We start from the raw sequence: 19,107 nt of genomic DNA on the forward strand, positions 1-19,107 counted from the left end.
CCCCCCCCCACGTCTCGATAGATGAGACGCGTTCGTCGAGTGCGCCAGGCGGGCGGGCGACCGGCCGTGAGTGTCAGCGCAACGACATTTCCTCCGAGGGAACACCGGTGATCAGCCCCTCTCAAACCCTTCCTGCTCCGGCGAAACCCCTGACGTGCGCCACGCCCGCACAAACCGCACCACCCGACGGAGGTCCCACGATGGAGTCAGAGTCGAAGTACGTTCGCGGACTCGCACAGCATCCGCGGCTCTTCGGTAGCGACCTTTCTCATGTTCGGAACCTGATACTGGATGACGATCGTTCACGCGGCTGGTACCGCAACGTCGAGCACCAGGCCGAGCGCCTACTGTCAACGCCGGCGTCTGCCTACCGCATTCCCGACGGCAAACGTCTGCTAGACACCAGCAGAGAGGTGCTTCGGCGGACCTATCTGCTCGCATTGGCACACCATGTCTCGCATCGGAAGGAGTTCGCCGACCGGCTCTGGCTGGAGCTCCTCGCTGCCTCGCGATTCCCCGACTGGAACCCGAGCCACTTCCTCGATGTGGCGGAGATGGCTCACGCCTTCGCAATCGGATATGACTGGCTGCACGAGGAATGGGACGCCACACAACGAGAGCACCTCGAGCACGCAATAGTGACTCACGCCCTGCGCCCGGGACTCCAGGCGTACAGCGAAGGTCATCGGTGGGCGGTCCGGACCAGCAACTGGAATCTCGTGTGCAACGCCGGCCTCCTGATGGCCGCTCTGGCAATCGCCGACGTCCACCGCGATCTTGCAGAGAAGGTGATCGGCCATGCGATGGCGTCCATGGCTGGGGCGGTCGCTGTATATGGCCCTGACGGGGCCTACCCCGAAGGCTTGGGCTATTGGAGCTACGGCACCCAGTACCTCGTCCTGGGCCTCGCCGCGTTCACGACGGCGACGGACATGCCCGAGCAGCTCAGTTCCGTGCCAGGTCTCGATCGCACGGCGAGATTCGCCGTGCACGTCACTGGGCCCCTGGGTTTAGCGTTCAACTATTACGACGGCGTGGCGCGCATAACAGTGCCACCGGCTGGGTTCTGGCTCGCGCGCCGCTTCGACGATGGCTTGGCGGCCGGGTTGGCAGCCCAAGGCGCCGATGAATTGCTGACGGACTGGGATCAGCTTCCGACCAGCCTGCTGTGGTACCGGCCGATGTCGGAGGTCGATCCCGAATCAGCGGGCGAGCCACGCGACGCCTGCTTCCGGGCGTCGGAGGTAGTAACCATGCGCAGCGCGTGGCACCAGCGAACTGCGCTGTGGTTGGCAGGCAAGGCTGGCGACAACGCAACCACGCACAGCGACCTAGACCTCGGTAGCTTCGTGCTTGATGCACTGGGCACCCGGTGGCTGCACGACCTCGGGTGGGACAACTACAGCCTGCCGGGTTACTTCGACTTCGCGGGAGGTCAGCGCTGGACCTACTATCGCAAGCGCACTGAGGGTCACAACACGCTGGTGGCCAACCCAGACGCCACCGGGGGCCAGTCGTGCTCGACCACTCTTGGCGAGGCCGCCGGGATGGGAGTCGGAACTGTGATCGCGCACCAGAGCACCGCCTCGGAGGCCTATGCCGTGCTCGACTTGACCAGTGCAGATCCCGCATACCGCTCCTGGAAGCGTGGATGGCGTTTGTTCGACTTCCGCAGGCAGGTGCTCCTGCAGGACGAAGTCACCTTGCACGAACCCGGCGAGGTCTGGTCGTTCCTTCACACGTCGGCGCAGATCGACATTGCCGACGACGGGCGAGGCGCCGTACTTCGCGACGGGCCCAAGCGCCTAGTCATGCGACTGTCGGATCAGACACCGGGTCGACTCGTGGAGATGGAAGCCGCCCCGCTGTGGACCTCGCCCGCCCCTCGGGGACAGAGCACCAACGCGGCGATACGGAAACTCGCGCTACGGGTCTCAGTCGAGGGTCCGGTCACCCTCGCCATACAGCTGACACCGGTGGCCGACCACGAGCCGGTTCCGCCACCAACCTCGGTACTGCCGCTTGCAAACTGGACTGTGAGCACCGAATCCGTCGCGCAGCTGGAGCGCCTTGCCATCGACGGAGAAGGCGTCCCCGGGTTCTCACCAGAAGTCTGGAGCTACGAGATCCCCGCATCGCAGATCGGACGAATCCAAGCGACCGCTTCCGCTGGCAGCACCGTCGACCAAATCCGGGAGCCCGGAGGTGATGTCGTGCTCGAAGTCCACGCTCCTGGGGCCCGGACCGGCAGTTACCGACTCCGACGACTCCTCGATGATTCTCCAACGGCGATGACCTCGCCGATCTTCGCGAGTAGTGACGACGGGAACGTCGCCGCCAACGCCTTCGACGGGATGGCGGACTCGTTCTGGCGGCCCGGTACTGCAGGCCCCGAGTGGATCGGATGCGATCTCGGCGTCGAAGCCGAGATGGGCGCCGTCCTGATCGCTTGGCGTGAGGGCGCGCGCGCTTCAGTCCGGTTCGATGTCGAACTGGCTGGAGCGGATGGGACGTGGTGGCAAGTCTGGACAGGATCGTCCTCTGGTACAACAACAGCGGCTCAACGGGTGAGTTGGCCACCGCGGAAGGCTCGTTACGTACGCATCGTGCGGCGAGATGACGGCGCCGCCTCGCTGTTCGCCGTTACCTCGATCGAGCTGCCTGAGCGCCTCCCGCGTCAACCGTCGCAGCTGCAAAGCGCTGACATCCACCTTGTGGTGCCGGCTTTGCGGGCAGGTTCCGCCGAACAAGCTTCCGTGTCGTTGAGATCGCCGCTGGGAGGAGTGGTGCCAAGTTCTGACTACACCTTCGAACTCATCTCTTCCGAATCCTCGGTTCTGGAGATCGCTGGTGACCGCATGGCCCCTATCTCGCCGGGCACCGTCGTCGTGACTGCCGTCGTCCGAACCAAGGAGCGACTCCTGCTTCATCACAGTGTGAGGGTGCAGGTGCAACCGCCACAGCCAACCTGAGGCCCGGGGCCCCGGGGCATCAAGTTGTTGAGCGCCTCAATCCTGGGTCTGCGGCCACCCACGTTCGACCGGCCGATGCGGTTCTCGCAATCGTGCGATGGTGCCCATCTCGTACTCGTCGATCGCATGGGCTATCCACCCTGCGGACCGCGCGATACCGAACATGACCTCGCTGGCACCGTGCTCCATTGATGACGAGTCGGCGATCATGCCGAGCGCCAGGTACACGTTCGGGGGCGGGAGCCTGCGACTCTTGAGGAGCGCCAGCATCTCGAACGATCGCTGAAGTCTGGCGTTCTCTGCTGCAAGGGGCTTGAGCAGATTCAGTAGGTGGCTCGCCCTAGCGTCCCCTTGCGGATGCTGTGGATGCCCGAATCCAGGTAGCCGCCCTTCGTCCCGGAGCCGTGCACTCAACACGAACTTGGTCCCGTGTGTATCTCCGAAGGTGCTCAGCATTGCTTCAACGGCAGTCGCGGACGCGCCGAGTACGGCACTGCTGCCCACTCCTAGCCCTGCGGCTAGAACACCGTAGAGGTCGGCGTGTGCCGAGGCTGCGATCTGTGCGGCGTACGTCGACGGCGACAACCCGTGATCCGCGAGCAACACAAGAGCGGCGTTCAGTACCCGCACCTGCTCCTCGTTGGGCGTGATGGTCGAAAGGCGTGACCAGAGCATGGATGCCAAATCAATGTCGATCGGGTCCGATCTCTGAGGCATTGCCTCCACCAGAGTCCGTAAGAGCGGTCCCGCAGCGTGCGCAGCCGATTGGATACTGGAGTCGGAGCGAAACGGATCCGCGGCAGTGACGGCTGCAAGCATGACGCGGAGCCGGTCAGAGGAGATGGTTTCCTGCGGCAACGACGTACCCACTCGCCTGGCCACGGCCACGGATTCCGCGTTGGCCGCCCATCCGACGCTCTCCTCCCACCGCCCCGTCCAAAGGAAGTGCGCGACCGACTCGAATGGTTGGTCAACGAGTTCAGACACAGGTCTTGCCCGGTAGTGGAGCATGTCGTCCTTCAACGTGCTCAAACGGGATGTCTTGCCGAACTCGTTAAGTGAGGGCCGGCGACCTTCCTGTAGCAATCGGTCCACGTCCTCAGGGCGAAAGTAACTGATCCTCCCATCCCGCTGCCGTGGCAGCGCTCCACGGCTCACATAGGCGTAGATCGTCTCGCGCTTCACTCCTAGCCGTGCCGCGGCCTGTGTCGCTGTCAGCAAGTCATTCATCGTAGGTCTCCTCTGACGTCTCGCACCCAAGATAGCGGACGATAGTTGATTCATGACTCAATCTTGACGTGACTTGATCAACTCTGGTTCGCTCGGCGAGACCGGACAAGGACCGAAGAAGGAGCAACGTGGCCGAGCAGTTGGCAACGAGTCATCACGACATCGTGATCGTCGGAGGCGGAGCAGCAGGAGTCGCCGCTGCGATCGCAGCGCGCCGCAGCGGCCTCGACACCGTGCTAATCGAGGCGGGACCGTTCTTCGGCGGCGAGCTCGTCAGCGGATTGCCCATCGACGGCTGTCTCAACGCCCAGGGTGAGTGGATCGTTGGAGGCGTCGCACGACAGCTGTTCGACGCCGTCGAGTCGGCCGGGAGCTTTGCCCGGGCGATGTCCGACTACCGCCAGATGTGGGCGGTGTGCGTCGATCCGGAGATGCTCAAGATGAGCATCATCGAGGCATTGGCCGAAGCCGGGGTCAACCCACGGCTGTACCTCACAAGCCAGGATGTGGTGGTACGCCGCAACCGCGTTGAGGGAATCATCGCGGTGGGAAAGGGGAAGCGCTACCTCATCACCGGAGACGTCTTCATCGACTGCACAGGCGACGGACAGCTGGCTGTCTCTGCGGGTGCGCCTTTCGAGTTCGGCGGCCGAGCCGGCGAGCTGCAGCCGGTGTCACTGACCTACCGGCTCACGAACGTCGACTACCGCGAGTACCTGGACTGGGTAGCGGCCGAACCGGACCTCTTCCTCCTCGCAGAGAACCCCGCCCTGGGCTACGCCGGCAAGCGCGAGGCGGCGCGTGCGGCGCGAGATGGCGGGTTTCCATTCGTCGCCCTCGATGCGAACGGAACTGTCCTTGGGGACGCGATCGAGTGTGGCGCGATGGACCCATGCACCGCGTTGTACTTGTGGCCGACATCGCCAGCGCGCAACGAAGTTGGCATGAACACCACGCGATTGTCAGGGGTCGATGGCACCAACCCCCAAGAACTGAGCGAATCCCTCGCCACCCTCACCGCCCAGATCAACCGCTGCATCGATTTCTGCCAGAAGAACATTCCGGGCTTTGCGGATGCGCGCCTTGCCGGAATCGCACCCCGAGTTGGGGTCAGGGAGACCAGGCGCGTGGTCGGCGAGTACGTCCTCACTGAGGAAGACGTGGTCGAGGGCAAGAAGTCTGATCGCGGCGTCGCCAAGGGTGGTCACCACGTCGACATCCATGGCGAAGGCACCGCACAAGTTCGACGGGCAGTGAATGATGGCCGCTCGTACGACATTCCCTACGAGGCACTCGTGCCCAAGAATATCAAGAACGTGCTGATGGCCGGCCGGTGCCTCTCCTCGACCAGGGAGGCCAACGGCTCGGCTCGCGTCATGGGCACCTGCATGGCAACTGGCGAGGCAGTCGGCGTGGCCGCCGCGATGATGGTCGAGGCGGGTCTCAGAGATGTCCGCGAGGTTGATGTCTCGATGCTGCGCTCTCGACTCATGGCTGACGGCGCCGTCGTCGACGGCACCAACTGAGCAATCGTGAATGAACTGGCTGATCATGGAGTGGCGATGATCGCGCAGGGTCGACCCGCTGTCCCGCAGCGCACAGCATCTGATGGCTTCTCCCCCCACGGGCAACAGACGGTCGTACCGCCGCCGGTAGTGGAGTCTGCGGCGCCGGCACTGGAAGAGCAGGTGATCTGAGTGCGAGCTGTGTTGTTCTCAGGCGACGCAGTGGTGTTGGCCGTCGAGATGGATCCGCCGGAGCCGACTCCAGGGGACGTGCTCATCCGACTCACCAAGTCCGGTGTGTGTGGCACGGATGTCCACTACTGGCGCGAGACTCCACAACAGCGGGGGCACAGGCTGGACGTCGTGCCGGGGCACGAGGCCGTCGGCGTGGTGGATCGCGTGGGACCGGGTGTCGTGGCATTCGGACCGGGTGATCGCGTCGTCGTCGGCATGCTCCATATCGGCTGCGGGCGATGCCGGGATTGTGCGTCCGGAACGTACTCCCATTGCCCCGCCAAGCAGGTCGTGGGACGGACCCTGCACGGCTCGTACGGGCAGTACGTGTGTGTGCCCGACCGAGCGGTGTACCGGTTGCCAGACGCCGTGACGGACAGTGTCGCGGTCATGACCGCGTGCAACCTGTCCACCGCTTACTCCGCGGTGCGCAAGGCGGCCTTGTCTGCTGGCGGCAAGGTCGCGATCTTCGGACTGGGAGGGGTGGGGTTGTGCGCGCTGATGGCCGCAGCCGCGCACGGGGTGGAAATCACCGCCATCGATCCCATCGCTAGCAGGCGGGACATGGCAGCTTCGTTGGGCGCGACCTCGGTGAGCGACCCCAACGACTTCCACGCCTCGCTGGCCGCCGGTCACACACGCGGCTACGACGCCACGATCGAGTGCAGTGGGCACTCGGGTGCACAAGCAGATTCGATCAGGGCACTCGTCCCCGGAGGGCGGTCCGTCGTGGTCGGCGGGGGAGGTCGATTCGCGTTCCGAGCCGAAGAACTGCTGGCAAGGGAGTTGACCCTGGTCGGCTCCTCGGTGTGTCCCGCCGATCTGTTCTACGACGTGCTGGACTTCGCAGCCACACACCATCGAGAACTTGAGTGGCTAATCGGGCCGACGTTTGGCATCACCGACGCAGAGCAAGCCTTGCGACACTCTGCCGACGGGGGCATAGGCAAGCCGATCTTCGACTGGCCGCACTGAACCCGATCCAGGACGGCCCGGACCCCGCTTCCAGTGCCCGAGCAGGCACCGCCTGACGCGGAGATGAGGCCACCTGGACCTCGACTCACGGACTGACCGACCCGCACTACACGGTGCCGCCCACGTGTCAAGCGAGGTCTTGACGCGAAGTTTCGAAGAGACGACTAGGTGTTGAAGCGGAACTCCACCGAGTTCCGGTACCGACCAACCTCGGATCGAGCGGCACCATGGAGCTACTCCAGCGGTTGCAGGCGCGGGTTCCCGACAGCGCCCGATCCCACCCGTGACGCTCATGGATGGTCTTAACGTGGGCCTCGGCGTTCGCCTTGGGCGCCGACAATTGCTGCAGGTCATGCCCGACCGAGCGGAAACGCCTGTGCCCGATGGATTTCCAGTCCTCTCCGAGCACTCCGTGGAAGCCGAAGAGAGGCAGACGATGCTTGCCCAGCGCTTGATCGAGTCGGCCACGGCCGCGCGCAACTCTCGCTCGAGGGGTCGAAGTCCGCACCTTCGCGTGTGCGTCGATCTTGCCCACCACGTCCAGCGTGGTCGCGCCGACGAGGCTTGTGCCGGCGCGCTCCCGTAACACCTTGGAAACGACGACGGCTTGCGAAGGGTCAGTGCGCCACTGTGATGAACGTGCACGAGGCCGCTGGCAGGTGCAGGTCGCCGACGGATGTCGCGACGCGAGTATCGTGCTCGAGAGCGTCCGTGCCGAGCGGTGACCGGTACGACTCGGCCAAGGTGATGGTGCCTGCAGGGACATCGAGCGTTGCGCTCAACGTCTGCTCACTGCGGTTGAGGATCGCGATCTGTAGGACGCCGTCGGTGTTTCTGGCGGCCACGGCGTCCAACGCTGGGACCCGTCGCGGAACGCTGCTGGGATCGACACGGACGGAGGGGTTGCGGCTGTGCAGGTCGGGGACCTCGACCTCGGGTGCGTCGACTTGTACGTCCATGCGAGTTCCGGTCAGGCGCTCCCGGTAGGTGCGGAAGATGGGAAACAATGCTGATCGCGTCACGGTCCCATGACGGGCGTCGAGAACTGCGTTTCCGTTGACGAGGAATACGTAGTTCGCCATGGTGACGACATCCGCAGCGCGGAGCATGGCGTGGAACACACCAGCGACGAAGATGGCGTCGCTGCCCGTCCGCGGTGCGGTCCGATCCAGGCGAAAGGTGTCGTCTGCCTCCTGCCGGTAGTGTCGAATGTTCCATTCGTCGATGGCGATTCCGACTACCCGCGAGGCAGTTAGGTTGTGCTTGCGGACCAGTTGGCCCATCGCCTCGATCTGCGCCTCGAAGTGCAGGGGCGCCAGCATGACGGCTCGGCGTGCCTCGCTGCTGGCGGCAGGGTGCCCATCGCGATCGACTCTCGACCCGTAGAGGTGGAGGGAGAGGAGATCGATGCTGCTTCCTGCGACATCGAGGACCGTCGAATCCCAATCGGGATCGGTGGCGCCGCTCGAGCCGACCCCGACGAGGCGGACGTCAGGCTGGTAGCGGCGGAAGAAGCGCGCCCAGTTGTCTAGCGTGTCTGCGTATTCCGACGCCGTCATCCGCCCGGCCTCCCAGGCGCCCCAGGTCTCGTTGCCCAGTCCCCAGTACGCGACGGGCCACGGATCGTGGCGCCCGTTGCGCATCCGCTCGAGGACGTCGCTCGTGGGCTGGGAGCCGGTGGTGTAGTCGAGCCATCGGAGCGCCTCGATCATGGTGCCGGTGCCCATGTTGACGTTGATGTAGGCACCCGCGCCCACGCGTTCGCACCAGTTGAGGAACTCGTGTGTTCCGAACTGGTGACTCTCGAGCTGGCCGCCGCCCCAGTGCCAGTTGGGTCGCACCGGTCGCCGCTCGAGGGGGCCGATGCCTTCCTCCCAGTGATAGCAGTCGGCGAAGCAGCCCCCGGGCCAACGCACGACCGGTACCTGCAGCTCGGCCGCGGCAGCAATCACGTCCTCGCGGAGCCCGTCGTCGTCCATTAACCCCGGGTAGACGCAGTCTTCTACGTGCTCGAAGTACTGTCCGTAGATGTCGCGGTTGATCTCAATCGGTGCCGCGGGTTCCGCCACCGTGATCGTGCTGGTCAGAGTCCTGGCGTTGGTCATGAGCCCCTTCTGGTTCACTTTGCGCAGCGGATAGATGAAGGCTCCCGCGAAGCGAGAGGGACCTGCTCAAGACTCCGTCACTATGAGTCCGCCTCCCGCTGTCGCCGTACATCTAGGCGGTCCCAATCTGCTCGGCGGATTTGGGACGGCGGAACGCGCTGCTACTGCTTGAGCACGAGGTAGAGGTCATACTTGAACGCGGTCGCAGCGGGCCCGTCGATCCTCAGCCGCAGCCAGCCACCGAAGTGCGAGATCGGGACCCGGATGCCCTCGGCACCGGCTGGCAGCACCGCAGATGTCCCATGGGGCAGCCAGCGTCGTCCCTCTGCGGAGACCTCGACTTGCAATGCGATCGGGTCCGGGCAGGGGACCACCGCATACAGGAACGCCGTGGCTTCCCCTGCCCAGGCGCACTCGTACGGCTCGGTGTGATGGGTGCCCGAGAAGTCGGCATGCCGCTCCAGGATGGCGGTGTGGCTCTCACGGATCATCCGATAACTCCCGTCGACAGCATCACCGAGTCCACGTAGAGGAAGGATCGGGAGTCGGTGTTCGCGTCCACCCAGAACCCGACGTTGAGCATCCCGCGCAGGTTGGGCCAGGCGGGCATAGTCAGCGGTTCGAGCGAGGCGCCGGACCAGACACGGTCGTTGCACTGGAACTCCAGGTAGCGCATCGTCGCCAGATCGAAGTCCACCCGCAGGTAGTGCCAGTTCTGTTTCGTGGCCAACTCGTTGTAACAGAGGTCCTGACGGCCGTCGGGGACGTCAGTCCACTGATCGTTTCCAAGGTGGAAGTGGGTCCTGGTCTCGGAGGAGATCGTCTGCGCGCGGCGGGGACTCGCCTTGTACTGCCATTGGTGCCGTGGCGGGCCGTCGCCGTCGGCGTTGAGGAAGCGCAGGTGCGGCATCACCCGGTGTTCGTCGTCCTGCAGGTCGAGGAAGATGCCAAAGCTGCGCACATCACGGTCAGACAGCGTCATCGACGTCGCCTCCGGTTTGGAGGTGACCCATCCCTCGACGCGGATCGGCTGCGCCCGCCGGAACGTCAGGCGCTTCAGGGCAACGGCGATGCTGTCTCGGCGGGCACGGGTGGCCAGCTTCATCGCGTAGCTGCCATGCAGCGAGCCCGCGGTGCCGGTGTCCCACATGGTGAGGTTGCTGAGCATCGGGGGTCGGAAGTCGCGTTGCTCGGGAAGGATCGTGTCCAGCGAGCCCTCGTAGTTCCCGGTCAGCAGCGTCCAGCCCTGCAGCCCGCGGTCGAAGTCGTCGTCGAGCAGTATCTGGGATAGCGGCTCGAAGCCGTCGGCGGCGTTCACAGCGGAAGCAGTACGGCTCGGCTGGGCGAGGCCTCTGCCTCGGCCAGGGGCAGAGGCAGGCAGATGAGCAGGTATTCTCCGGGGTCGACGTGATGCAGCACGAGGCCCTCCACAACGGTGACGTCGGCGCCCAGCAACGTGTGGTGTACCGCGCGATCCGTTGAGCCGAAGGGTTCGATGGAAGGTGCGTCGATCCCGATAAGGGCGACGCCGGCGGTGACCAGCCGCTCGGCCGCCGCTCCGGAGAGCGCGCGGAAGTGAGGGTCGAACGACTCGCCTGCGCGCGCTGGCGCCGGGGTTCGCAGGAGCAGTCGCTCCTGCGGCTGCGGCTGCAGTGCGTCGATCTCGGCGGCCTCGATTGTGCCGGTCGGCGCGGCGACCTCGGCCACCCGGCAGCGGCCGATCAGCGGTGCCAGGGACTGCCCGCCAATCCGGGCGCCTCCGGCGAGGTGGTGGTAGGGGGCGTCGACGTGGGTGCCGGTGTGGCTGTTGAGCAACCAGCTGCTGTGAGCGGTCCGTTCGCCGGGTCGATGCCTGGAGTGCCAGCGCACCTCCGGCGGGAAACGATCCTCCCACGATGCCATTCCCGGCAAGATCGGTGCGGAGATGTCGATGATCGGCCCGAGCGACGTCGAGAGTGCACTCATCGCGCCAGCACCCCCCCGTCGACGGCGATCGCGTCGCCCGTCATGAAGGAGGCGTCCGGGCCGCACAGCCAGGTAGCGAGTCGGGCGACCTCGTCGGGGTCGCCGAGCCGCCGCAGCGCCGCGTTGTCCAGATAGGCCTGTTCCTTGACCGGCTCTTTGGTGATGACGCGCTCTACCATCGGTGTCCGAATGTGGCCAGGCAGGATCGCGTTGACCCGAATGCCGTGCTCGGCCTCTTCCAGCGCGGCGCAACGGGTGAGGCCGATGATCCCGTGCTTGGCAGCTACATAGGCGGCGGCAGCTCGGACGCCGCGCACTCCGACGACCGATGAGGTATTGACAATCGCGCCGCCGCCCGCGCGCCGCAGCAGCGGGATCTCGTGCTTCATCGACAGCCAGATGCCCTTGAGGTCGATGTCGATCGTCCGGTCCCAGTTCTCCTCGGTGCAGTCTGCGATAATCGCGCGCTGCTGCTCCACGCCGGCGCAGTTGACGGCGTGATCGAGCCGGCCCCAACGCTCTTCGATGACGGCGGCCAGGGCGCGCATGTCGTCTTCGCGTTGCACGGCACAGGGCACGAACAGCGCAGTCCCACCCGCCGATTCGATCTCGGCGGCGGTGCGAGCACCACCGTCGGCATCGACGTCAGCGATCACCACCGCGGCGTCCCCGGCGGCGAAACGCAGTGCGACAGCCCGGCCGATACCGGACCCACCGCCCGTAACTAAAGCGACTCGTTGACTCATGTGGAGTACTGTAGCGCTACAAGCGACCTGTGAAGCGCAGATCCGAGAATCGTGGGGTAAAACTGTCCGATGACCACGCTGCAAGACGTAGCGGCGCACGCCGGAGTCTCACCGATGACAGTTTCCAACGTGGTCAACGGTCGCCCCGGGGTCGCTGAGTCCACGAGGCTGCTGGTTGACGCTTCCATTCGGCACCTCGGGTACAAGCCGAACCTCTCCGCGCGACGCCTGGCCAAAGGCCGCACCGGCATGCTGACTCTCAGCATCCCCGAGGTGGAGATCCCGTATTTCGCGGAGATCTCCAGTGCGATGCTGCGGGCCGCTCTTGAGCGCTCGATGGACATCCTAATCAACCAGAGCGACTGGGACCGCGATCGCGAGCTGGACCTGATCCACGGCTCGATGAGCCTGCTGACCGATGGAATCCTGCTCTACCCCTCGACCCTGACGCAATCCGATCTGAACGGTGCCCGTCCTGGCGTCCCGCTGGTGCTGTTCGGGGGTTCGGAGGTGTTCACCAACGTCGATCATGTGGTGATCGACAACGTCGCGGCGGCTCAGGAGGCCACCGAACACCTGGTCTCGCTCGGGCATCGGCGGATAGCCTTGATCGGTCCCCACCTGGAGCCGAATAGCCGCAAACCGAACGGGCGTCTCGCGGGTTACGCCCGGGCACTAGAGGTAGCACGGATCAAGCGCAGCCAGGAGCTACTGGTCAACGTGCCCACCTATCACCGGGTCGACGGCTACCGCGCGATGCAGCAACTGTTCGAACTCCCGCAGCCGCCCACCGCGGTGTTCTGTCTCAGCGACCTGCTGGCGGTTGGCGCGCTGCACGCGGCCTACGACCGCGGCGTCGCGGTTCCCGGGGAGCTATCGATCATGGGGTTCGACGACGTCGAGGAGTCGCGGTACTCGAACCCGGCGCTCACCACGATCAAACCGGACAAGCTTGCGATCGCCAGGCACGCGCTCGACCTCATCTCCGGGCCAGGCGAGGGTTCCGAACAGAACGGGCCCCGCACCGTGATCACCAACCACGAGTTGGTTATCCGGGCAAGCACCGCGGCGCCGAGCCGCCCTGCCGCCCACTGACCAGATTAGTCATCGCCGCGACAGTTGCGGACCGTGCATACGTACCTCCGACCGTCATAGTTGCGGGAGGGTATATGTAGCGCTACAGTCGCGGTCGGAGGTTCCACCGTGCAACGTCGCCACTTCATGTTCCTTGCCACTGCCGCAGCCGCCGGCGCTCTCAGCCACGTGTCCCTGGAGGCACGACTCGCCGCAGCAGCGCCGCGGACGATCCGCCCCGAGCACCCCAGGCTGCTGCTCACCGACCTCGATCGGATCCGGAACGTCGCGGTCGGCGACCCGGTCGCCGAGGCGTGGTGTGCGGAGATCGTCGCCGTCGCCGAGGGGCTGACCGGCCAGCCGGTCTCGACGTACACGCTCTCGGGCGGCCGACTGCTCGCCGTCAGTCGCGAAGTACTGCACCGGGTCTACTCCTTGGCGACCGCCTGGATCCTCACGGACGACCCGCGCTACGCGACGCGACTGTGGCAGGAGCTCGACGCGGTGTGCGCCTTTCCTGACTGGCATCCGTCACACTTCCTCGACACCGCCGAGATGACGCATGCGGTCGCCATCGGCTACGACTGGCTGTACGGCCATTGGACCAGCGCCCAGCGCGGTGTCCTGGAGACAGCGATCATCGACCACGGGCTGAGCGCCGCGCTCCCCGCCTATGCGGGATCGCAGCCGTGGCCCGCGTGGCCGAACAACTGGAACATCGTCTGCAATGGCGGCATGGTCGCGGGTGCTCTCGCTGTCGCCGACGTCGACACCGATCTCGCCGAGGACATCTTGGCCAAGGCGCTCGCCTCGTTGCCGCTCGCCCTGGAGGCCTACGGTCCCGACGGCGGCTACCCCGAGGGCCCGGCCTACTGGGAGTACGCCTTCAAGTATCTCGTGCTGCTCGTCGCGAGTCTGGAGAGCGCCACCGGGGACGACGAGGGGATCGCCGACCTGCCTGGCGTCGCGGACACCGGTGACTTTCCCCTGCACCTGACGGGCCCAACTGGCCTGATCTTCAACTACTACGATGGCGCGAACACGCCGGTGCATGCGCCTGAGCTGCTCTGGCTGGCCCAGCGATTCGGGCGGGACGACGTCGGGTGGATCGGGCTGCGCGGCATAGAGGAGCGCAAGTCCGGTTGGCCGAAGTTGGCGAGCGGCCTGATCTGGTATGACCCCGAGCTGGTGCAGGGTCCGGTCGAGGCCGACACGGCTCTGGATGCCCGGTTCGACCGCTGCTGCGTGGTGACCTTCCGGAGCGGATGGGAGAGCGAGGAGGCGCTCTACCTCGGCGCCAAGGGGGGCGACAATAGCGAGCGGACGCTGGAGATATCTGGCCACTCGGACATGGACATCGGGACGTTCGTGCTCGACGCGCTCGGGCAGCGCTGGTTCACCGAGCTCGGCAGTGACGACTACGGCCTGCCCAGCTATTTCCGGAGCCTGCGCTGGAGCTACTACCGCAAGCGCCCCGAGGGTCAGAACACCCTGGTCATCGGGCCGGGTGACATCGACTCACCCGGGCAGGCGCTGCAAGCTGTCGGTACCGTCGTCGCTCGCGCGGTCGGACCCGAGGAGGCGTGGGCCGTCATGGACGGGACTGACGCCCGGGACGGCATCGTGTCCTGGCGGCGTGGCTGGCGCCTGTTCGACCACCGTCGCCGGGTCCTGGTCCAGGACGAGTTCGAGCTGGACGAGCCCCAGGACGTCTGGTGGTTCGCCCACACCGCCGCCGAGGTCGAGATCGCAGCGGATGGTCGCAGCGCGACCCTGACGTCCAGGGGTGAGAGCTTGCTGGCGCGAATTACGACGCCCGGTGCGGTGTTCCTCGCGCTTGCTGCCCGGCCGCTGTGGACCTCGCCGGACCCCGCGGGACAGTCGCAGAACCGAAGCATCTCCAAGCTCGCGATCCGGCTTGTCGGGGTACAGCAGGGCAGCATCGCCGTGGAGTTCGAGCCGCGCGTGCCCGGCGCTCCGGCGGCAGCGCCGGAGCCGGTGGTGCCACTCGCGGACTGGGTCGCGCCGGCGAGCGAGGTCGCCATGCTGACGTCGCTTGAGAACGATGACACGCCGATCCCCGCGTTCGCACCCGGCAACTTCAGCTACCGCGTGGGCGAGCTCGCGAACCTGACCGCTACCGCGGAGTCTGGGGCGAGCGCCACTGTCACCGACGGTGACGCGTCCACCCCGGCCACCGTGGTTGTGACTAAACCTGGCCATCGCCCCGGTCGCTACCTCATCTGGCAGCACAACCCGTGGGGTCTGGGCAACTTCGCCCGTCCGATCATCGCCAGCGACGACGACGGCAACGTCCCGGAGAACACGATGGACGGCCAGACCGGTACCCGCTGGTCCGCGTTCGGCGACGGGCAGTGGATCGCCTTCGACTTGGGCTCGGACGGGCCGATCGGGAGCATCCGGATTGCCTGGCAGAGCGGCGAGGCCCGGGTCGCGTCTTTCGCGATCGAGGTCGCCGGCGAGGACGACCTGAGCTGGACGCCCGTCTGGCAGGGGCAGAGCAGCGGCACTACGGCGGGGCTAGAGACGACCACCTTCGGTTCCGTGACCGCGCGCTACATCCGGATCGTGTGCTTCGGCACCTCGACCGGTCAGTGGAACTCCATCACCGAGGTCGAGATCCCGGGTCGCGAGGTCGAGACCAGCTGGGTGGAGCGCCTGGAGCTCGCCGTCGGCGATGTTCCGGTCGATGGCAGCGCGGCCAGTACTCTCGCCGGTATCGCGAGGAGTGGCGCTCAGATCGACGTCGACGACTGGACGGTCGAGTACCTCTCGCTCGATGAGTCGGTGGCCACCGTTGACCAGAGCGGCGTGATCTCTGGGGAGTCAATCGGTGCAGCCACCGTGGTCGCGATCGCGACGTCGCCTGGTCGGCGCCTGCTTCACACGGCTCGCACCGTCGCGGTCGGGGATCCGGACCGTCCAAGGTTCGCCTCTATCGGGGACACGTACGTGCGCGCCGGGCAGTACGCCGATACGAACTACGGGACATTCGGGGTGCTCCGGGTGAAGGCGACCCTCGACCCGGACGACGACCTCCACCGACGTGCGTTCCTGGAGTTCGCGCCGCAGCCGCAGTCGCGTCCGATCGCGCAGGTGCTGCTGCACCTGTCCGCGAGGGTGGCCGATCCAGCCGGATCGAGCATCGACCTGGTGGTCCGTGCGGCCGCCGGTGCGTTCGACGAAGCGGCCACGACCTGGAACGACCAACCTGCGCTCGGCGCGGCGCTCGGCGTCGTACCCGTCGACAGCTCCGTCGCGTGGCGCACGGTCGACCTCACCGACGAACTGGCGGAGCAGATTGCCGCCGGCGAGGCCGTGCTGCTTGCGCTCGTCCAGGAACCGGCCAGCGGTACCGGGCTCGCCACCGAGGTCTCAGGTCGACGCTCCACGACGATCCCCTACCTGGAGGTCGTGCTCGCATGAGCCCGACCGGCTCCGGGAGCACCGACTCCAACACATCCACCCCCCGCGACGACCCGAAGGGCCCCACCACCATGCACGCATCACCCGCGCGCGACCCCCAATCCGGCGCGGTGTCGCGCCGCCTCGTCCTCGGCGGCTTCCTCGGTGCCGCCTTCAGCTCCCTAGCCCTCGCCTCATGCTCGGACGGCGGCGGCAGCGGTGGAAATGGCGATGGGTCGCAGGGCACCGGATGGACACCACCGGCGTACATCCCGTTCGACGGCGTGACACCCGACCTGCCGGGATCGGACATCGGGGTGGCACCGGCCTTCTTCAGCTACCCGCAGAACCCGATCCCGCGCGAAGGCTTCCCGCTGCCACAGACCGACGGCGTCACGGCACTGCTGCAGGGCGGCGTGCCGCCCACCGCACCGGACCAGAATGAGGCCTACCGGCTCTTTCGAGAGCAGGCCGGCAACCTCATGGAAGCCGTGACCATCAACGCCGACGAGTACCGGAGCCGGTTCCAGGTCGTAATCGCCGGCGGCGACATCCCGGACTTCATGCAGATGCTGACAGTGCCGCAGCTGCCGCAACTGCTGGAGGCCGAGTTCAGCGATCTCACGGACATCCTCGGCGGCGACGCCGTCGCCGCCTACCCGGGACTGGCAAACATCCCCACGCCGTCGTGGACCATCCCGAAGGTCAACGGACGCCTCTGGGGCATCCCGCAACCACGGCCACCGGCGGGCCGGATCCTGTCCACCCGCGGCGACATATTTGAGGAAAAACGCCTGGATCCCTATCCCGACCTCAACTCGGGGGAGGATTTCATCGAGCTGCTTGCGACCCTCACCGACCGCGGGAACGACCAGTTCGCGCTCGGCACCGACCCCGTGAGCTGGCTGCTCAACGGCCTGCTCGAGATGATGGAGGCGCCCAACACCTGGGCGGTTGAGGGCGGCACCTTCACCCACATGTTCAACTCCCCGCAGATGGTCGAGGCGCTGAACGAGGGCAAAAAGATCATCGATGCCGGCTACCTCCACCCGAACTCCTTCTCCGACCCGGGACAGCACAACACCTGGTGGCGCGCAGGGACCACCTGCATGCTGTGGCAGTCCTTCGCCGGCTGGGGCACATTCGCGCGGTCCGAACCGTCGTGGAACATCGGGTACGTGCGGCTACCGAAATGGGGCGGCGGGGGCAAGGCGCCGCTCTGGAAGCTACAGGCCGGTTACCCGGCGTTCGTCGCCATCAAGAAGCAGACGAGCGATGCCCGCCTGGAGGAACTGCTGCGTATCGCGGACTTCATCGCCTCGCCCTTCGGGACCGAGCAGTTCCTCACCGTCAACTACGGCGCCGAAGGTTTCACGTACGAGCGCCAGGACGGACAGCCCGAGTTCCTGCCGGACCAGCGGCCGAACACCGTCCAGGGATGGCAGTACTGCGGCGCGAACGCGAACGCAGTGCTGTACGCCCCCGGCCAAGACGAGATGGTCCGGCGGCAGCACGCCTACCTCGAGGAGGTGATCCCCGCGGGCACCGAGAACCCCACGCTGGGGCTCTACTCCGAGACGGCGGTCACCGCGGGAGCGTCCTGGGAGCAGCGCACCGGTGACATGCTCCGCGAGGTGCTACGGGGCGCGCAGCCGGTGTCGGCCTGGGAAACGATGGCCAGTGACTGGAAAGCCGACGTCGGCGACAAGATGGCAGCAGAGTATGGCGAAGCAGCAACCGCCGGCTGAGCGCGGTGCGGCGGGCCCGCGCCAGCGGCCGTACATGGGAGCACCCGTGCCTGGCGACCGCCGGCACGTCGGCCGTGTACTCCGGATCTGCACACCCGGCGGCTCCGAATGACGCGCGGCGGCCTCGCGCAGACTCGCGAACCGACGCAGACTCGCGAAGCATCCGCCACGCGCACGGCGAGATCCACGCCCTCTGGCGGCACAGCCATGCGCAGGCGCCGGCCACGGCGCGACTGGAGCCTACTGGCGATCGCGTTGCCCGGCGTCGCTGTGTTCCTTGGCTTCCACTACCTGCCGCTGCTGGGGAACGTGATCGCGTTCAAGGACTACCAGCCGTTTCTCGGCATCCTCGACTCGGAGTGGGTCGGCCTGGACAACTTCACAGTCCTGTGGGATGGCAACCCGGCGTTCCTCAACGCACTGCGCAATACCATCGTGATCACGCTGCTGCAGTTGACCTTTACCTTCCCGGTGCCGATCATGTTGGCGCTGCTCATGAACAGCCTCGCCTCCCAGCGGTTCAAGCGCATCGTGCAGTCGGTGCTGTACCTGCCGCACTTCCTGTCTTGGGTGGTGGTCGTCGCGCTGTTCCAGCACATCCTGGGCTACGGCGGGCCGCTGGAGAGCCTGATGGCCGCGCTCGGCGGACCGGAGCCGGAGATCATCGGCAACCCCGACTTCTTCAAGCCGCTGCTCATCATCCAGGACATCTGGAAGAGCGCCGGCTGGGGCACCATCCTGTTCCTCGCGGCGCTGTCGGGCATTGACCAGAGCCTGTACGAGGCTGCGGAAGTCGACGGTGCTAGCCGCACGCGACAACTCTGGCACATCACGTTGCCTGGGATTCGTCCGGTCATCATCCTCATCCTCATCCTGCGGATCGGAGACATCCTCAGCGTCGGGTTCGAGCAGATCATCCTGCAGCAACCCGCGGTCGGGCTCGCCGCTTCGGAGGTACTGGACACCTACGTCTACAACAACGGAATCATCGGCGGGCAGTGGGGTGTCTCCACCGCCGTCGGGCTGGTCAAGGGGGCTATCGGGGTGGCCCTGGTGCTGCTCGCCAACAAGGTCGCTCACATGTTCGGTGAGGACGGCATCTATCGAGGAGCAAACAGGTGACCGGC

At 66.1% G+C, this 19,107-nt stretch carries 13 protein-coding genes; 7 read left to right on the forward strand and 6 right to left on the reverse strand.

Features of this window, described 5'->3' with window-relative positions:
- Positions 1 to 200 precede the first annotated feature (200 nt).
- The gene (locus HALOF300_RS22325; RefSeq protein ID WP_156743103.1) at positions 201 to 2,972 is read left to right on the forward strand and encodes a discoidin domain-containing protein; all 2,772 of its coding nucleotides are present in this window, start codon (positions 201 to 203) and stop codon (positions 2,970 to 2,972) included.
- A 36-nt stretch (positions 2,973 to 3,008) separates the two neighbouring features.
- Here HALOF300_RS22325 and HALOF300_RS22330 read toward each other — a convergent pair whose 3' ends face one another.
- Positions 3,009 to 4,202 carry a citrate/2-methylcitrate synthase gene (locus HALOF300_RS22330; protein WP_197522771.1) on the reverse strand — a complete coding sequence of 398 codons (1,194 nt, stop codon included), beginning with the start codon at positions 4,200 to 4,202 and terminating at the stop codon, positions 3,009 to 3,011.
- Between the two features lie 128 nt (positions 4,203 to 4,330).
- Here HALOF300_RS22330 and HALOF300_RS22335 point away from each other — a divergent pair, with 128 nt between their 5' ends.
- Together HALOF300_RS22335 and HALOF300_RS22340 are read left to right on the forward strand one after the other, a co-directional pair.
- Entirely contained in the window at positions 4,331 to 5,728 is a 1,398-nt protein-coding gene (locus tag HALOF300_RS22335; RefSeq protein WP_197522772.1) for an FAD-dependent oxidoreductase, read from the forward strand.
- Between the two features lie 171 nt (positions 5,729 to 5,899).
- Entirely contained in the window at positions 5,900 to 6,916 is a 1,017-nt protein-coding gene (locus tag HALOF300_RS22340) for a zinc-dependent alcohol dehydrogenase (RefSeq protein ID WP_156743106.1), read from the forward strand.
- 617 nt (positions 6,917 to 7,533) lie between these two features.
- On the opposite strand, the gene HALOF300_RS22345 is transcribed toward HALOF300_RS22340, so the two are convergent.
- The 5 genes from HALOF300_RS22345 to HALOF300_RS22365 all read right to left on the reverse strand — a co-directional run bounded on the left by HALOF300_RS22345 (position 7,534) and on the right by HALOF300_RS22365 (position 11,732).
- Entirely contained in the window at positions 7,534 to 9,021 is a 1,488-nt protein-coding gene (locus HALOF300_RS22345) for an alpha-L-arabinofuranosidase C-terminal domain-containing protein (RefSeq protein WP_156743107.1), read from the reverse strand.
- 161 nt (positions 9,022 to 9,182) lie between these two features.
- Positions 9,183 to 9,512, reverse strand: a complete 330-nt coding sequence (locus HALOF300_RS22350; RefSeq protein WP_156743108.1) for a hypothetical protein — start codon at positions 9,510 to 9,512, stop codon at positions 9,183 to 9,185.
- Positions 9,509 to 10,339, reverse strand: coding sequence for a DUF6772 family protein (locus HALOF300_RS22355; protein WP_133109421.1), 831 nt, complete (start codon positions 10,337 to 10,339; stop codon positions 9,509 to 9,511). Before HALOF300_RS22355 ends, HALOF300_RS22350 begins: the two co-directional genes overlap by 4 nt.
- Positions 10,336 to 10,986: a cyclase family protein gene (locus tag HALOF300_RS22360; protein WP_133109422.1), complete on the reverse strand. Its 651-nt coding sequence runs from the start codon at positions 10,984 to 10,986 to the stop codon at positions 10,336 to 10,338. The genes HALOF300_RS22355 and HALOF300_RS22360 overlap by 4 nt, the downstream gene beginning before the upstream one ends.
- The gene (locus tag HALOF300_RS22365; protein WP_156743109.1) at positions 10,983 to 11,732 is read right to left on the reverse strand and encodes an SDR family NAD(P)-dependent oxidoreductase; all 750 of its coding nucleotides are present in this window, start codon (positions 11,730 to 11,732) and stop codon (positions 10,983 to 10,985) included. Before HALOF300_RS22365 ends, HALOF300_RS22360 begins: the two co-directional genes overlap by 4 nt.
- A gap of 69 nt (positions 11,733 to 11,801) precedes the next feature.
- On the opposite strand from HALOF300_RS22365, the gene HALOF300_RS22370 reads away from it, so the two are divergent.
- The 4 genes from HALOF300_RS22370 (at position 11,802) to HALOF300_RS22385 (ending at position 19,102) form a co-directional block, all read left to right on the forward strand.
- Positions 11,802 to 12,827, forward strand: a complete 1,026-nt coding sequence (locus HALOF300_RS22370; protein WP_156743110.1) for a LacI family DNA-binding transcriptional regulator — start codon at positions 11,802 to 11,804, stop codon at positions 12,825 to 12,827.
- Between the two features lie 108 nt (positions 12,828 to 12,935).
- Positions 12,936 to 16,253, forward strand: coding sequence for a CBM96 family carbohydrate-binding protein (locus tag HALOF300_RS22375; protein ID WP_156743111.1), 3,318 nt, complete (start codon positions 12,936 to 12,938; stop codon positions 16,251 to 16,253).
- Complete coding sequence (locus HALOF300_RS22380; protein ID WP_156743112.1) at positions 16,250 to 17,980, forward strand: type 2 periplasmic-binding domain-containing protein; 1,731 nt, start codon at positions 16,250 to 16,252, stop codon at positions 17,978 to 17,980. Before HALOF300_RS22375 ends, HALOF300_RS22380 begins: the two co-directional genes overlap by 4 nt.
- A 108-nt stretch (positions 17,981 to 18,088) precedes the next feature.
- The gene (locus HALOF300_RS22385; protein ID WP_197522773.1) at positions 18,089 to 19,102 is read left to right on the forward strand and encodes an ABC transporter permease; all 1,014 of its coding nucleotides are present in this window, start codon (positions 18,089 to 18,091) and stop codon (positions 19,100 to 19,102) included.
- Positions 19,103 to 19,107: the final 5 nt, after the last annotated feature.

Source organism: Occultella aeris (assembly GCF_902703175.1).
In the GTDB taxonomy this organism is placed as follows: domain Bacteria; phylum Actinomycetota; class Actinomycetes; order Actinomycetales; family Beutenbergiaceae; genus Occultella; species Occultella aeris.

Excerpts from the sequence above, each read along its gene's own strand:
- HALOF300_RS22380 (WP_156743112.1), top strand. The coding sequence starts at position 16,250 with ATGAGCCCGACCGGCTCCGGGAGCACCGACTCCAACACATCCACCCCC.
- HALOF300_RS22365 (WP_156743109.1), bottom strand. The coding sequence starts at position 11,732 with ATGAGTCAACGAGTCGCTTTAGTTACGGGCGGTGGGTCCGGTATCGGC.
- HALOF300_RS22325 (WP_156743103.1), top strand. The coding sequence starts at position 201 with ATGGAGTCAGAGTCGAAGTACGTTCGCGGACTCGCACAGCATCCGCGG.
- HALOF300_RS22370 (WP_156743110.1), top strand. The coding sequence starts at position 11,802 with ATGACCACGCTGCAAGACGTAGCGGCGCACGCCGGAGTCTCACCGATG.
- HALOF300_RS22385 (WP_197522773.1), top strand. The coding sequence starts at position 18,089 with ATGACGCGCGGCGGCCTCGCGCAGACTCGCGAACCGACGCAGACTCGC.
- HALOF300_RS22345 (WP_156743107.1), bottom strand. The coding sequence starts at position 9,021 with ATGACCAACGCCAGGACTCTGACCAGCACGATCACGGTGGCGGAACCC.
- HALOF300_RS22330 (WP_197522771.1), bottom strand. The coding sequence starts at position 4,202 with ATGAATGACTTGCTGACAGCGACACAGGCCGCGGCACGGCTAGGAGTG.
- HALOF300_RS22350 (WP_156743108.1), bottom strand. The coding sequence starts at position 9,512 with ATGATCCGTGAGAGCCACACCGCCATCCTGGAGCGGCATGCCGACTTC.
- HALOF300_RS22360 (WP_133109422.1), bottom strand. The coding sequence starts at position 10,986 with ATGAGTGCACTCTCGACGTCGCTCGGGCCGATCATCGACATCTCCGCA.